The sequence below is a fragment of the Nocardia sp. NPDC058633 genome, assembly GCF_042717045.1.
Taxonomy (GTDB): Bacteria; Actinomycetota; Actinomycetes; order Mycobacteriales; family Mycobacteriaceae; genus Nocardia.
Genome location: NZ_JBHXRA010000008.1, coordinates 89,138 through 102,641 on the forward strand (window position 1 = coordinate 89,138; position 13,504 = coordinate 102,641).

Genomic DNA, 13,504 nt, shown 5'->3' on the forward strand with positions numbered 1-13,504 from the left:
TCAGCGCGCTGACGCCGGTGATGCGGGGCGGCCGCCGGTACGACCGCCCCGATCGACCTATCCCGTCGCGTTGACGGCGTTCATCACCGCTTCCAGTGAGGCTGCCACGATCGAGGCGTCGCGGCCGAAAGCCCAGCCGGTGCGCCCTGCCGCGCGATACTCGACGTAGCTCACGGCAGTGCTGTCGGCGCCCTCGTCCACCGAATGCTGAGTCAGGCCGAGGATTTCGATGGGGTGACCCGCCTCGGCGAGTGCGGCGGTCAGGGCGTCGACCGGGCCCGAGTTGTGATGCACCGAGTGCCGTTCGGTGCCCTGCGCCGCGAGGGCGATCTCGGTGCTGCCGTCGGCGATCTGCCACCGCATCAGCGTGATTCGCTGATCGGGGACGAGGTAGGCCTGCTCGAACAGCGTGAACAGTTCCTTGGCGGTGATCTCCGCGCCGGTGTCCTCGGTGTGCGCTTGCACCCGCTTCGCGAGGTCGATCTGCAAACGGCGTGGCAGGTCCAGGCCGTATTCGGTGTGCAGCAGATAGGCGATACCGCCCTTGCCGGACTGCGAATTGACCCGGATCACCGCGTCGTAGGAGCGCCCGATATCGGCGGGGTCGATCGGCAGATACGGCACCTGCCACGGCGATTCGCGTTCGGACAGACCGGTGGCCGTTGCCCGCGCGCGATGCTCGGCCATGCCCTTGCGGATCGCGTCCTGGTGGGTGCCGGAGAAGGCGGTGTGGACGAGATCGCCTACGTACGGATGCCTTTCGTGCACCGGCAGGCGAGTGCAGTGCTCGACGGTGCGACGGATCTCGTCGATGTCGGAGAAGTCGATCATCGGGTCGACGCCCTGGGCGTGCAGGTTCAGGGCCAGGGTGGCGATGTCGACGTTGCCGGTGCGTTCGCCGTTACCGAAGACGCAGCCCTCCACGCGTTGCGCGCCCGCCAAGACGGCCAGTTCGGCGCAGGCGATACCCGTCCCCCGGTCGTTGTGCGGGTGCACCGACAGGATCACACCGTCGCGTCGAGCCAGGTTGCGGTGCATGTATTCGATCTGGTCGGCATAGACGTTCGGGGTCGCGATCTCCACTGTCGCGGGCAGATTCAGCGTCACCGGACGCTGCGGGCTCGCCTGCCACAGCTCGGTCACGGCATCGCAGATCTCGAGGGCGAAATCCGGTTCGGTCAGATTGAACACCTCCGGCGAGAACTGGAAGCGCGCGTTCGGCAGTTCTCCCGCCAGTTCCAGCACATCGCGAGCGCCGGCGAGGATCAGCTCGCGCAATTGCGCACGATCCTTGCCGAGAACCACATCACGCCAGACCGGCGCGGTGGCCGTGTACAGGTGGATCACCACCTCGTTGGTGATACCGCGCACCGACTCGACGGTCCGTTCGATCAGATCACGCCGCGCCGGGGTGAACACGACGATGGTCACGTCCGGCGGAGCGATCGGGGTATCGGCCAGCAGGCGCACGAAATCGAAGTCGGTCTGCGAGGCGGACGGGTAGCCGACCTCGATCTCCTTGTATCCCATGGCGATCAGCAGTTCGAAGAACCGGCGTTTGCGCGCGGGATCCATCGGTTCGGCCAGCGCCTGATTGCCGTCACGCAGGTCGACGGGCACCCAGAGGGGCGCGGTGGTCATCCGCGCGTTCGGCCAGTCACGGTGTTCGACGACGACATCCACGCGCTGATGCACATCGCGGTATCGATACGACGGCATCGTCGAGTGACGCTGCCGATTCCACGCGGGCGCATCGTCGGCGACGGTGCCACAGGGGGTTGTCAGGGTGGGGAACGGGGTCATGACTTGTTCTTCTTCCTGGCCACGACGGGCCACGAGACGACGTCGACCGGCCATGATCGAGCCCCACGGCGGGGCGGCCGGTCGGTCAGGCCCCGCCGTGGCGGCCGAGAAGAAGCGCGGTGTGGATCATGATGGGTACACTTCTACCACAACTCCTCAGACAAGTAGAGAGGTTATTCAATGGTCTCGCAGGTACGGCGTCAGCCCCTGGCCGCCCAAGCGGCCGAACTACTGCTCGCGCGGATTCGCGCGGGCGAGTGGCCGTTGGGCCATCGACTGCCGGGTGAGACGCTGCTCGCCGCACAGTTGGGCGTCGGGCGATCGACCCTGCGCGAGGCGATCCGCGAGCTCGCGGGCAAGGGCGTGCTCGACAGCAGACAGGGCTCCGGCGTGTTCGTCACCGCGCTCGACGTGTCCGAGGACTGGGATGTGGTGCTGCGTGGCGCCACCATCGCCGCGGTGATCGAGGCACGCATCGCGATCGAGGCGGAGGCCGCGGCCCTCGCCGCGCACCGACGCACACCCGCCGACCTGCGAGCCATCCGACGCGCGCTGGCCGGTCGCCGCGTCGAGGGCCAGACCGTCGCCGATCACGTCGACGCCGACATGGCCTTTCATCGCGCGGTCATCGTCGCCGCCCACAACGATGTACTCACCCAGCTGTTCGACAGCTTCCTGCCGCGCCTGCGCCTGGCCATGATCGATATGCTCGAGTTGCGCCCGGTCCGCTCCGAACAGGCCGACCACGACGCGCACGAGCAGCTCGCCCAGGCGATTGCCGACCGAACCCCCACAGCCGCCGCGGAATTCAGCCGCGACCACCTGTCCGCGTTGAAGCAGGCCTTCACATGACCGGCGTCCCCGTGATCGAGCTCGACGACGTGACTTTCCGTCGGGACGGCAAGAAGATCATCAACGGCATCTCGCTGACCGTGCGGGCCGGTGAGCACTGGGCACTGCTCGGCCCCAACGGCGCGGGCAAGAGCACGCTGCTCGGCTTCTGCGGCGCGGTCACCTTCCCCACCACGGGCGCCGTGCGGGTGCTCGGCGCTCAGTTCGGCCGGGTGGAGCTGGCCCGGCTGCGCCGCTCGATCGGCCACGTCAACCCACGCCACCCCCTGCGCGCTCCGCTTTCGGTGCGCGAGGTCGTCCTCACCGGTGTCACCGCCACGATCGACACTCCGATGCGCTGGTCACCCACCTCCGACGACCTCGCCCGTGCCGACGCGATCATCGACACCCTCGGCCTGGCGAGCAGGGCCGACGACAGCTGGCCCACCCTGTCCCAGGGCGAACGCGGTCGCACTCTCATCGCCCGCGCCCTGATCGGCGACCCCGAAGTCCTGCTCCTGGACGAACCGTCCACCGGCCTCGACCTGGCCGCCCGCGAGCAGCTCCTCACCACTCTCGACACCCTCGATCGCACCCACCCCGAGGTCGCCTCGATCCTGGTCACCCATCACCTCGAGGAACTCCCGAGCACCACCACCCACGCCTTGCTCGTCGCCGACGGCCACACCGTCGCCGCCGGCCCCGCCATCGAGGTCATCACCACCGACCACGTCTCCACCGCCTTCGCCCACCCGATCGAGGTCCGCTACGACGGCCGCTGGAACGCCCGAGCCCGCTGACGCCCGGACACCCATCCGGGCAGTGGCTCGCGTCACGGTTCCCGACACCGGTGTGGGCGGCCACGATCCCGCCGACGATCGCCGCGGTGGTATCGACGTCGCCACCGGCTTCCACACAAGCGGTGCGGCAATCGTCGCAACACGAACTCCGTCGGCTACACCAGCTCGACCTCGTCGAATCCGACAGTCAGCTTGTGCCGACGCTCGCGCAGGACATTTCCCTCGCGATGCACGGTCCCCTCCCCGAACTCGATCCGCAGCTCCGCGCGCCGCACGTCGACCTCCCGCACAACCCCACAGATGCCGCTGAACGGGCCCGCTGGGAAGTACACGACATCGCCCGGCCCATAGTCGGTAAACCCCACGGCGCCACTGTAATCCAAGTCAGGGCGCGTCACCGTTGTGCGGTGTGACAGAGAGTGGAAGCAGCCGTTCATAGAGGTCCCGCGCACGGCTCGGGTCGAGGTTCACGAGGTCGAGAAAATAGGCGCTCTGCCATTCCTGCGACTTGTGCGCTTGCTTGTTCGCTGTCGCCGACCACGGCGGGTAGAGGCGAAACCCGCGCTTGCCGCCACGACCGGCTACGGAAACGATTCCGTGTTCGACGAGGGCGCTGCGCGGGAAGACGAACTGCCCGAAACGCGATTCCTCGCGGACGGTGATCACCAGCAGGTCGACACCGCGCTCCGCGGCGAAAGGCTCAGTCGAGCCATCCTCGGCTCGCCGCCACACGGAGACGAACAGACCCGGCTTCGTCGGAGTCCGCTTGCCCACCCGGAATCTCACCGAGCCACGGCCGACCTCGGACAAGAATGCTCCGTATTCCTCGTTCTGCGCTTCGGGGGCGGGGGCCGAACTGCTCAGTCCGAGAAGGGTGAGGAGGTTTCGGGCCTCGCGGATGTCAGGGTGCACGGTCGTTCGAGGCGTCGAAGTCGGGGTCGACGTTGTCGAGGAGTTCGTCGGCTCGGGCTAGGGCTCGGTCCAGTTCGTCGGTGACGGTGTCCATCAGGGACATGCCGTCGAGCATGTCGGACAGTTCGGTGTGGAGGGCGTGGAGTTCGGCGACGGCGGGGTCGACGGTGGTCCAGGCGACGGTGTCGGACCACCAGGTGTCGCGTTGGATCCAGGACCAGATGATGTCGCGGACCAGGAGGGCGTCGGTGGTGAACAGCTGGCGGTGCTCGGCGTCGGTGGTGTGCTCGAGTTCGTAGGTGCCGTCATGGAGGTAGCGCGCCTGAATGCAGTCGGTCGGGGTGCGCGTGAGTAGGAGGAAGGGGTGCTCGGGGGCCGGATCGGCGGCGGAAGTGCCCGGGCGGGCGGGGTCGACGGGGTGTGGCTCCTGTGAGCCGTCACCGACGTGGACTACGACTTCGGGCTGGTCGTCGCGCGGGGCACCCATCGGGCCAGTGTGCCGGATCGGCGAACGCCGCGAACAGCCGGACCGAGGAATCGGTGACGCGTACAGCGCCTGCCGGCCACCGAGAATCGCGCTGCGCCACACCATGACGGCGGGTAGCCTCGCACCGATGACGTGGACAGCTCCCGAACTCGCGCCCACCAGAACTCTGGTCGGCGCGGACGAGCGGCCGATGTTGCAGTCCTGGTTGGACTTTCATCGCCAGATTCTGCTCGGAAAATGCGGTGGACTCGACGGCGAACAGCTCGCCACGCGCTCGGTGCAGCCGTCCTCGCTGTCGCTGCTCGGTCTCGTCCGGCACCTCACCGAGGTGGAGCGGGGCTGGTTCCGGCTGTCGGCCGCGGGCGAGGATGTGGAGCCGGTCTACGGCTCCGAGGAACAGCCCGACGCCGATTTCGACGATGTCGCCTCGCTGTCCGCGGAAAAGGTGTTCGCGGCCTTCCACGCCGAGGTCACCGCTTGCGACGCCGCCGTCGCCGCTCTCTCCCTCGACCACGTGTTCCACGTACCGTGGCGCAGCGACGGCTACACGTTGCGCTGGGTGTATCTGCACATGATCGAGGAATACGCCCGCCACAACGGCCACGCCGACCTGCTGCGAGAGCGGATAGACGGCGTGACCGGCAGCTTCTGAGTCAGCCGGTGACCACCTCCGGGGTGAGCTCGTCGAGATCGCCGATGACCGCGTCGGCCAGGGCGAGCGCGTCGGGACCCGGCGGGAACTCCGGACGCGGCGCCGCGATCAAGCGCATCCCAGCGCGGTGCGCGGAGGTCAACCCGTTGGTCGAATCCTCCACGGCTGTACAGTCTTTCGGATCCACACCCAGGCGCTGCGCGACGGTCAGGTAGACGTCGGGCGCCGGTTTGCCGCGACCGACTTCCTCGGTGGACAGCACCACACCGAAGTGGTCGAGCAGCCCGGACTTCGCGAGCACCAGATCGATCAATGTGGCCGGCGACGAGCTGGCCAGGCCCAGTTTCCAGGAACCCGCGCACCGCCGCACCGCGTCGACCGCGCCGGGCAGCAGCGGGACGTGGTGGGCGTACTTGTCGGCCATCAGATCGATGACCGCGGTCGCCACCTCGTCGGCGGGCTCGGCCACACCCAGCTCGTCGGCCAGATACGACGACCACTCGACGGTATTCATCCCCATCATCTTCTTCTGCGAATCCGGTTGCCACCGGCCACCTTTGAGGACTACATAGTCGCGCCTGACCTGTTCCCAGATGGGTTCGGAATCGATCAGTACGCCGTCCATGTCGAACACAACCGCCGCGATACCCATGCGCTCTGCCTTTCACCGCTCACCCGGAAGGCCACCACCGGCGGTGCGCCGTCTCCGGTATGGAGGAGACCTGCTCGGTAATCGGCACCCAGCCTAGTGGACCCGACACCGATCCCCGTCGCGAACATCCAGCTCCACAGCGATAACGTGTTGCATATGGACGATACACAGGTCGGCAACTCGCTCCCGAACGAGAAGCATCACGAAGGCGGATTCCGGCCGATCGACGAGCTGATCCAGGCACGCAAGGAACGCGGCGCCGGCTCGACCGCGGGCGGGCCACACTACGGCGAACTGATCGAACAGGTCCGTGTGCTGATGGATCGGGCGCGCCTGGTGAACCCGTCCGACGAGCTCGCCAAAGAGGCCATCGCCACCCTCGAACAGCTCAATGCCCGCCTCGACGAGGCGGTGGTGGACGAGTGGTCCTCCCCGAGCTGGACCCGCACCGATCTGCCCGCGCGCGGCAACATCACGCTACCGCCGTACACGGTGGTCAGCGCCGACCGCGACGGCGTCACCGCGAAGGTCACCTTCCGCGGTTTCCACCTGGGCGGCAACAACGCCGCCCACGGCGGGCACATCGCGCTCGCCTTCGACGACATCATCGGCATGACCGCCGCGCTGTCCACCAGGTCGGTGACCCGCACCGCCTCGCTCACCCTCGACTACCGGTCCATCACCCCGCTCAATCGCGAGCTGACGGTGCGCGCGTGGACCGAACGCGTCGACGGCCGCAAGGTGTATCTGCGGGCGACGATGCACGACGACGAACGGTTGTGCGCCGAGGCCAAGGGGCTGTTCATCGTGCTCAACCCCGGCCAGCCCTGATTCGTCCCGACAGCCCCGAATCTGCGCACCTTCTGAATACCCTCCGTGACCGGGCGTCCACGACCGCGGATTCCGGGGCTCGCACCCCGGAATCCGCGGACATATCACCGACGCGGTGTCACCGATCGGCGAGTAGCGTGCTCAGGATTATCACAGCCGGCCGTCGGTAGGCTGGCCCGATGAGCGCACTTCCCGCCACGCTGGTGACGGTCTCCGACGACCTGGACGCGGTGACGACGATCGGCCACGAGGACGATTCGGCCGACGTCGGGTCCTCGCGTGCCGATGTCGAGGCGATCTGGGCGTCGGTGCGCGCGTGGTACGAGATGGGGACGACGCCCGCCATCCAGGTGTGTCTGCGCCGCAACGGCGGAATCGTACTGAACCGGACGATCGGTCACGGGTGGGGCAACGCACCGAGCGACGGGCCGGACTCGGAGAAGATCCTGGCGACGCCGCAGACCCCGTTCTGCGGGTTCTCCACCGCGAAGGGTGTCGCCGCCACGCTGATGTTCATGCTCATCGAACAGGGCGCCTTCGGGCTGGAAGACCGCGTGGCCGACTATGTTCCCGAGTTCGCGGCCAACCGCAAGGGCATGATCACTGTCGGCGATGTGCTGTCGCATTCGGCGGGCATTCCCTTCATCACCGCACCGCACAGCGGAACCGCGGCGGTCCTCGACGAGGAACTCGCGGTGGCAGCCCTCACCGACCTGGTGCCGAGCTGGGCGCCCGGCCGTTTCCGCGTCTACCACGCGTTGACCAGCGGATTGATCCAACGCCTGCTCGTGCGCCGAGCGACCGGCAAGCGGATGCGCGAGCACCTCGATGAGCAGGTGCTGACGCCGTTCGGCTTCCGCTGGAACAACTTCGGCGTCGACCCCGCCGATGTCGACAAGGTCGTGCCCAGCGTGAAGACCGGTCCGCCGCAGCCCCGCCTCGCCCGATTTCTGGCGAACAAGGCCCTCGGCGGCCATATGGACAAGGCGTCGAAGGCGACCAACGACGCCTTCCTCGTCGCCGAACTCCCCTCCGGCAATCTGGTCACCACCGCCTACGAACTGTCACGCTTCTACGAAATACTCGCGCGCGGTGGAGAATTGGACGGACGCAGGATCATCGAGCCCGGCACGCTGCGCGACGCGATCGCCCCGGCCGACCGCATGCCCGGTCTGGCCGGTCGCGTCAGCCGTGCGGGATTCGAGCTCGGTGCCCGGCGGTCGAAATTCGGCCGCGACACCGGTTCCCATTTCGGCCGCAGTGGCCTCACCACCCAATACGGTTGGGCCGATCCCGATCGCGGCCTCTCCGGGGCGATTCTCACCAACGGTAAGGCCACCACCGACCTCGAACGACCGTGGCAACTGGTCGCCCAGATCTCCGGCGCCCTGCGTCCACTGTCGCCCGCCCATCGGCTCTTCCGCCCCTGATCGGTCGAGCCCTTCGATGGTCAGAAGAAGGTTCCGCTGAAAGGCATTGTGGGCGTGGCGAACAGGTCGTCCGCGGCATCGACGGCACCTGCGCGGTGCTCGACGACACGTCCGGCGAGGGCGAGCTGGCGCCACGTCGACCCGCCGAGGTAGATCGCACCGAGTGCGGCGACGTCGACGCTGACCTCGGCGGGATCCTCGACCCGGGTCACCTCCTGCGCGCTGATCCGGTACCGGCCGGTGTTGGCGGTGCGGATCGCGTCATCGACGCCGACGATCACGGGCGCTGTGCCGCGATAGGTGCGGCGGGCCAGCGCGGTGGGGACGTCGACGAGTCGCAGCCAGGTCTCATCGTGCACCGCCGCGACCTGGACCGCGCGTTCATCGGTGAACAGGTGCCGTAGCGGCGCGTCCACCGGCGCGTACGCGAAGGTCACGGTGTCGACGAGATCGACCGAGAGCAGGTGCCGGATCAGGCCGAGATAGGCCTGCGGGGTGGTCGCGACGAGGTCGTCGACGACGATCGTGCGCTCTCGGCTGGTGAACCAGTTCGCGGTGTCGACCGGGTGGTAGCGCGCGAACCCGTCCTCGGCGCCGATCGGACCGTGGGTCACGGTGTACACCGGCTCGGCCGCGGTGCGTTCCCGTAGCTTCCACCAGTACTCGGGACGATCGATCGCGCCGGTCCAGGAGACCGCCGCGCTCGCGTAGATCTGGGGGAACAGCTTCCACGCGTCCGCCGGTTCGACGAACCGCACCGGGCCCGACGACGGCACCGTCTCCCGCAGGTGGGCTCGACCGCGCAGGAGATCCAGTCGCGCGAAGGAACTGGCCACGCCGTACCCGAAGCGCTCGTAGATCGAGCCCTCGGACGCACGCAGGCTCGCCACCACTTCGCCTCGCTCGGCGATGTCGTCGAGCTGGCGGCGCAGCAGTGCGGTGAGCACTCCGCGCCGGGTGTGCGTAGGCAACACACCGACGTGCGTCACCGCGGCGTGCGGAAGGCGCGCACCACCGGGGGCGACCAACCAACTGGTGTAGGACTCCGCGGTGCCGACCAGCCGACCGTCGAGGCGCGCACCGAGCGTGCGGCCGGGTTCGGACAGATGATCGGGATGCGGCGGCAGCGGCGGCAGTCCCACCATCGCCGCGCGGAACAGTGCGCTCGCCGCGTGCAGGTCGTCGTCGCCGTGGAGGGTGTCTACGTCAACAGCCATCCCCTCACTGTTCCCTATCCGGGACGGAGCCTCTACTCGGGATCGACGACCACCCAGATGCGGGTCGGCGCTTCGAGCAGGTCGAGGGTGCGCGTGGCGGCGCTGTCGACGTGGATGCGGGGATGTGCCGGTGGGCTCGACTCGTAATATGTTGCGGGCCCGTAGAATTGGCCGTAGCGCAGCACGACGCCGCCCGCGGCGAGGACGCTGGATTCGTGGATCGCGATCGCGTCGCCGCGGCCCGCGGGCGGTGACCAGGCGATGCTCTGGGCGACGAACCGTCTCGCCCCGGCGGCCGCCGCGGCCGCGAGCAGGTTGGCGGTGCCCTCGGTGCGGATACGGGAGTTCGCCTCGCCGGAGGCGGCCAGTCGCGCCGCGTCGTCGGGGAGGTCGGTGAGCTGGTGCACGACCAGATCGGGGGCGAAGTCGACCACCGCGGTGGTGAGGCCGTCGGCGTCGTAGACGTCGCGGACCACCGCGGCGGCTCCGGTCGCACGGACGGCCGCCGCTTTGCTCGGGGAACGGGTCAGCCCGGCCACCTCGTGACCGGCGCCGACCAGCAGTGGCAGCAACCGTGATCCGATGACGCCGGTGGCGCCGGCGAGAAAGATACGCACGGCCCCGACAGTAGCGGGGCCGACGATCAGGCTCCGATGACCGCGTTCATGATCGTGCCCGCGCTGGTGGCGACCGCGCCGCCCGCCATGGCGCCGGCGATCATCTTCGGCGATTGCAGGCCGCCGCCGTTCCACTTCTCCCAGGCGAAGCGACCGCCGCCGTAGGTGATGGCGGTGACGCCGGATAACAGGATCATCCAGGTGAAATACCGGCCCAGCTGCATCACCTTGTCGGCCATCGGCGGTGCCTCCGGCGTGGGATTGCCCACCTGGGCGACAACGATGCCGTAGGTGTCGTGCACTGCGGCCAGGATCATGCTCACGATCGGTGCTCCTTCGTCGGTTGTTCGTGGTGAAGCCGATGTCGAGAACTCGTGACGCGGTAGAACCCAGAGATGTTGAACATTCAACCTCATGGCCGCTTCGGTGACGTGGGCGACACTCCGCGTGAACAATGACCGCAGTCACTGTCGCGGATCCGTGCCTGCGTCGCGCCGTGCCCCTACCATCGAATGCGCGGGGCTCGTTCAGATTCGGCGCGACGAGGCGCTGACCACCACCTTCATCGCACGACTACCGTACCGCGAGGAGGGCACCATGGCTTTCCCGATTACCTTGTTCGTCGCGTTTCTTCTGGTGACCGCAGCAGTGGCAGCGACTTCTTACGCCACCGTTTTCCTGACCTATTGGTATGAAGCACGCCGGATCCGTCCAGATAAGTCCGACCCGCAACCTGCACGCTGAGCCCCGTTCGGACCTGATGTCCCGGTACCGCACTCGGTCCCGGGACATCGTCGGTTCTTTCCCGGTCGAGGTCAGGGCAGATCGAGACCGGACTGCGACGCGATCACCGCGGCCTGCACCCGTGACTGCACACCGAGCTTGCTCAGCACCCGGGATACATGCGTTTTCACGGTGGCCTCGCCGATGCGCAGGCGAGTGCCGATTTGACCGTTGGACAGGCCGGCGCCGAGTCCGGCGAGTACCTGCCGTTCGCGGTCGGTGAGCGCAGACAGGTCGGGCGGCGGCGCGACGGCTGTCGGGCGGGGCAATGCGGCGATCACCGCGCGCGTCACCTTCGGGTCGAGGACCGCGTCACCGTCGGCCACGGCCAGCACGGCACCGACCAGGTCGTCGCCGCCGACGGACTTGAGCAGGAATCCACTCGCACCAGCCGAGAGCGCGCCGAGGACGTATTCGTCGATGGCGAAAGTGGTGAGCACCAGCACTTTCGCACTGGTCTCCGCGACGACGGCGGCGCATGCCTCCAGCCCGTCGACCCGCGGCATGCGCACGTCCATCAGCACCACATCGGGGCTCAGCGCTCGAGCTTGCCGGACCGCGGCGGCACCGTCTGCCGCCTCGCCGATCACCCGGACCTCACCGGAAGCTTCGAGGAGCATCTTCAGGCCCGCGCGGATGGTGGCGTGGTCGTCGGCCACCAGGACTGTGACTGTCACTTGTCTCCCAGGGGAATTCGCGCACACACGCGCCAGGTGCCGTCCTCGGCGCCCGCGGTGATGGTGCCGTCGACTGATTCCGCGCGAAACATCATGTTGCGCAGTCCGTTTCCGTGTCCCTGCGCTACTTCGGAGGGGATCGGATTCATCGCCGTCACCACCAGCCGTGTGGCATCGCGGCGCAGTTCGATGTCCAGTGGCGCTCCGGGGGCGTGCTTCGTCGCGTTGGTCAAGGTCTCGCCCAGTATCCGGGTCACGACGGCCTCGACCGCGGTGGGCAGCTCGAGGTCGTCGGGTCGCCGCAACGTCACCGCCCCGCCGGCGGCCTCGGCCGCGTCGATCAGGCCGTCCAGGGACGACAAGCGCGTGGTCACCGCGGTGTCGTCGGGTGCGGTCAGCAGCTCGATCGTCGACCGCATCTCCTCCAGCGCGGCCAGGCTGCCCGCGCGGATCGTCCGCAGCACCTCCGTGTTCCCCGGATCCTTCTGTGCCACTTCGGCCAGGATCGCAACGGCGGAGACGTGGCCCGCCACCGCGTCGTGCAGATCTCGGGCCAACCGCCTTCGCTCCTCGCCGAGCGCGGCGAACCGCTCGGCGTCGCGTGCGGCGAGCTCGGCGCGCGCGGTGGACCGTTCGGCGTCGACCGTGCGGCGGGAGGCACGCACCGCGCGAGCGTAGCCGAGCGGCGACCAGGTGAGGGCGACGCCGATCAAGGCCGCGTACAACGCCGCTCTCACATCGAGCAGAGCCACCGCCAGCAGCGACCCGCCCAGGGTGACGGTGAGCGAGAACCACCCCACCACCGCGCCCAGCCGGTCCGATCCGGTGCTGACGGCCAGGAAGATCACGTCGGTCAGCGCGATCCACAGCGGCAGCGACGGACCGTACACGAAGTCGGCGGCCAACAGCGCGACCATCAGGCCGAACCCGAGGGCGGGCTTGCGCTGCGCGGTCATCTGGACCGCGAACGCCGCGCACAGCAGCACCAATTTCGCGGGCGCCGGATACAGGTCTCGGTCCACCGCGACCGCCCAGCCGCCCGCCGCCCACAGCAACAACCCCACCAGAAACACCCCGACCGCGGCGGAGGTCGCGCTGTCGAAGGCGTCCGCGAGCCGACTCAGGGGCGTGCGCGGTGGTGGCATGCCCCATTTCAGCACACCGCTGCGACGCGACGGGTCCCCCGAAAGGCGGACCGCGCAACAGCCCGAAGCGGGACGACGGCGGCCCGGTGGCCCCGGCACAGTGAGGGAATGGACGAACTGAACAACCCCGTATTACTGACGATCGCCGCATGCGAAGTCGGTTTCTGGGTGCTGGTGGTGGGCGGCTTGCTGCTGCGCTATCTGATCCGGCTGCCGCGCGCGAGCACGGTGATCTTGGCGATGGTGCCGATCCTGGATGTGGTGCTGGTGGCCGCGGTGGCGATCGACCTGCACCGCGGCGGTGAGGTGACTTTCGCCCATCGGGTCGCCGGGATCTATCTCGGCTGCACGGTGATGTTCGGTGGCCGGATGATCCGATGGGCCGACGAGCGCTTCGCCCACCGATTCGCCGGTGGACCGGTTCCGGTGAAGGTCCCGAAGTACGGCCCTGAGCGCACCCGCAAGGAGTGGGCCGATTTCTCCCGTTGGCTCGGTGCGGCCGCCATCGCCGGCGCGCTCACCATCGCGCTCAGCTACACCGTCGCCGATGCCGAGCAGCGCGAGCAGTTGATGGGGGTGTTCGGATCGCTGGGAGTGATCACCGTGATCTGGTTGGTGACGGGACCGGTGTGGGTCACGGGTTCACGGCGCGGCTGAAGTTCGACCG

At 68.3% G+C, this 13,504-nt stretch carries 18 protein-coding genes; 7 read left to right on the forward strand and 11 right to left on the reverse strand.

The genetic code is table 11. From position 1 onward, the window contains the following. Positions 1 to 57: 57 nt before the first annotated feature. Entirely contained in the window at positions 58 to 1,803 is a 1,746-nt protein-coding gene (locus ACFWUR_RS12195; RefSeq protein WP_378905937.1) for a 2-isopropylmalate synthase, read from the reverse strand. Positions 1,804 to 1,983: 180 nt separating this feature from the next. On the opposite strand from ACFWUR_RS12195, the gene ACFWUR_RS12200 reads away from it, so the two are divergent. Together ACFWUR_RS12200 and ACFWUR_RS12205 are read left to right on the forward strand one after the other, a co-directional pair. Beyond that, positions 1,984 to 2,655, forward strand: a complete 672-nt coding sequence (locus ACFWUR_RS12200; RefSeq protein WP_378905939.1) for a FadR/GntR family transcriptional regulator — start codon at positions 1,984 to 1,986, stop codon at positions 2,653 to 2,655. Then, the gene (locus ACFWUR_RS12205; protein WP_378905941.1) at positions 2,652 to 3,434 is read left to right on the forward strand and encodes an ABC transporter ATP-binding protein; all 783 of its coding nucleotides are present in this window, start codon (positions 2,652 to 2,654) and stop codon (positions 3,432 to 3,434) included. The genes ACFWUR_RS12200 and ACFWUR_RS12205 overlap by 4 nt, the downstream gene beginning before the upstream one ends. On the opposite strand, the gene ACFWUR_RS12210 is transcribed toward ACFWUR_RS12205, so the two are convergent. From ACFWUR_RS12210 to ACFWUR_RS12225, 4 genes are read right to left on the reverse strand one after another with little or no spacing between them, the layout of a single operon-like run. After that, on the reverse strand, positions 3,352 to 3,549 hold the full coding sequence (locus ACFWUR_RS12210; protein WP_378905943.1) for a hypothetical protein: 198 nt from the start codon (positions 3,547 to 3,549) through the stop codon (positions 3,352 to 3,354). The genes ACFWUR_RS12205 and ACFWUR_RS12210 overlap by 83 nt on opposite strands. Before the next feature lie 40 nt (positions 3,550 to 3,589). Beyond that, positions 3,590 to 3,799, reverse strand: a complete 210-nt coding sequence (locus ACFWUR_RS12215) for a hypothetical protein (protein ID WP_378905945.1) — start codon at positions 3,797 to 3,799, stop codon at positions 3,590 to 3,592. A 19-nt stretch (positions 3,800 to 3,818) separates the two neighbouring features. Next, the gene (locus ACFWUR_RS12220) at positions 3,819 to 4,346 is read right to left on the reverse strand and encodes a MepB family protein (RefSeq protein ID WP_378905947.1); all 528 of its coding nucleotides are present in this window, start codon (positions 4,344 to 4,346) and stop codon (positions 3,819 to 3,821) included. After that, positions 4,336 to 4,833 carry a hypothetical protein gene (locus tag ACFWUR_RS12225; RefSeq protein WP_378905949.1) on the reverse strand — a complete coding sequence of 166 codons (498 nt, stop codon included), beginning with the start codon at positions 4,831 to 4,833 and terminating at the stop codon, positions 4,336 to 4,338. The genes ACFWUR_RS12220 and ACFWUR_RS12225 overlap by 11 nt, the downstream gene beginning before the upstream one ends. 127 nt (positions 4,834 to 4,960) lie before the next feature. Here ACFWUR_RS12225 and ACFWUR_RS12230 point away from each other — a divergent pair, with 127 nt between their 5' ends. Continuing rightward, positions 4,961 to 5,485: a DinB family protein gene (locus tag ACFWUR_RS12230; protein ID WP_378905951.1), complete on the forward strand. Its 525-nt coding sequence runs from the start codon at positions 4,961 to 4,963 to the stop codon at positions 5,483 to 5,485. A gap of 1 nt (position 5,486) precedes the next feature. On the opposite strand, the gene ACFWUR_RS12235 is transcribed toward ACFWUR_RS12230, so the two are convergent. After that, positions 5,487 to 6,137 (reverse strand): HAD family hydrolase, encoded by a 651-nt coding sequence (locus ACFWUR_RS12235; RefSeq protein WP_378905953.1) that lies wholly within the window; start codon positions 6,135 to 6,137, stop codon positions 5,487 to 5,489. 156 nt (positions 6,138 to 6,293) lie between these two features. Here ACFWUR_RS12235 and ACFWUR_RS12240 point away from each other — a divergent pair, with 156 nt between their 5' ends. Next, complete coding sequence (locus tag ACFWUR_RS12240) at positions 6,294 to 6,968, forward strand: PaaI family thioesterase (protein WP_378905955.1); 675 nt, start codon at positions 6,294 to 6,296, stop codon at positions 6,966 to 6,968. A gap of 179 nt (positions 6,969 to 7,147) precedes the next feature. Next, positions 7,148 to 8,398: a serine hydrolase gene (locus ACFWUR_RS12245; protein WP_378905957.1), complete on the forward strand. Its 1,251-nt coding sequence runs from the start codon at positions 7,148 to 7,150 to the stop codon at positions 8,396 to 8,398. A gap of 20 nt (positions 8,399 to 8,418) precedes the next feature. On the opposite strand, the gene ACFWUR_RS12250 is transcribed toward ACFWUR_RS12245, so the two are convergent. The 3 genes from ACFWUR_RS12250 to ACFWUR_RS12260 are packed head-to-tail and all read right to left on the reverse strand — an operon-like array spanning position 8,419 to position 10,549. Further along, positions 8,419 to 9,615 (reverse strand): GNAT family N-acetyltransferase, encoded by a 1,197-nt coding sequence (locus ACFWUR_RS12250; protein ID WP_378905959.1) that lies wholly within the window; start codon positions 9,613 to 9,615, stop codon positions 8,419 to 8,421. A gap of 32 nt (positions 9,616 to 9,647) precedes the next feature. Beyond that, complete coding sequence (locus ACFWUR_RS12255; RefSeq protein ID WP_378905961.1) at positions 9,648 to 10,232, reverse strand: NAD-dependent epimerase/dehydratase family protein; 585 nt, start codon at positions 10,230 to 10,232, stop codon at positions 9,648 to 9,650. A gap of 26 nt (positions 10,233 to 10,258) precedes the next feature. Next, positions 10,259 to 10,549 carry a hypothetical protein gene (locus ACFWUR_RS12260; RefSeq protein WP_378906360.1) on the reverse strand — a complete coding sequence of 97 codons (291 nt, stop codon included), beginning with the start codon at positions 10,547 to 10,549 and terminating at the stop codon, positions 10,259 to 10,261. A 97-nt stretch (positions 10,550 to 10,646) separates the two neighbouring features. On the opposite strand from ACFWUR_RS12260, the gene ACFWUR_RS12265 reads away from it, so the two are divergent. Continuing rightward, positions 10,647 to 10,976 (forward strand): hypothetical protein, encoded by a 330-nt coding sequence (locus ACFWUR_RS12265; RefSeq protein ID WP_378905963.1) that lies wholly within the window; start codon positions 10,647 to 10,649, stop codon positions 10,974 to 10,976. A 71-nt stretch (positions 10,977 to 11,047) separates the two neighbouring features. Here ACFWUR_RS12265 and ACFWUR_RS12270 read toward each other — a convergent pair whose 3' ends face one another. Together ACFWUR_RS12270 and ACFWUR_RS12275 are read right to left on the reverse strand one after the other, a co-directional pair. Beyond that, on the reverse strand, positions 11,048 to 11,692 hold the full coding sequence (locus tag ACFWUR_RS12270) for a response regulator (protein WP_378905965.1): 645 nt from the start codon (positions 11,690 to 11,692) through the stop codon (positions 11,048 to 11,050). After that, positions 11,689 to 12,837 (reverse strand): sensor histidine kinase, encoded by a 1,149-nt coding sequence (locus ACFWUR_RS12275; RefSeq protein ID WP_378905967.1) that lies wholly within the window; start codon positions 12,835 to 12,837, stop codon positions 11,689 to 11,691. Before ACFWUR_RS12275 ends, ACFWUR_RS12270 begins: the two co-directional genes overlap by 4 nt. A 108-nt stretch (positions 12,838 to 12,945) precedes the next feature. On the opposite strand from ACFWUR_RS12275, the gene ACFWUR_RS12280 reads away from it, so the two are divergent. Next, complete coding sequence (locus tag ACFWUR_RS12280; RefSeq protein WP_378905969.1) at positions 12,946 to 13,494, forward strand: hypothetical protein; 549 nt, start codon at positions 12,946 to 12,948, stop codon at positions 13,492 to 13,494. Positions 13,495 to 13,504: the final 10 nt, after the last annotated feature.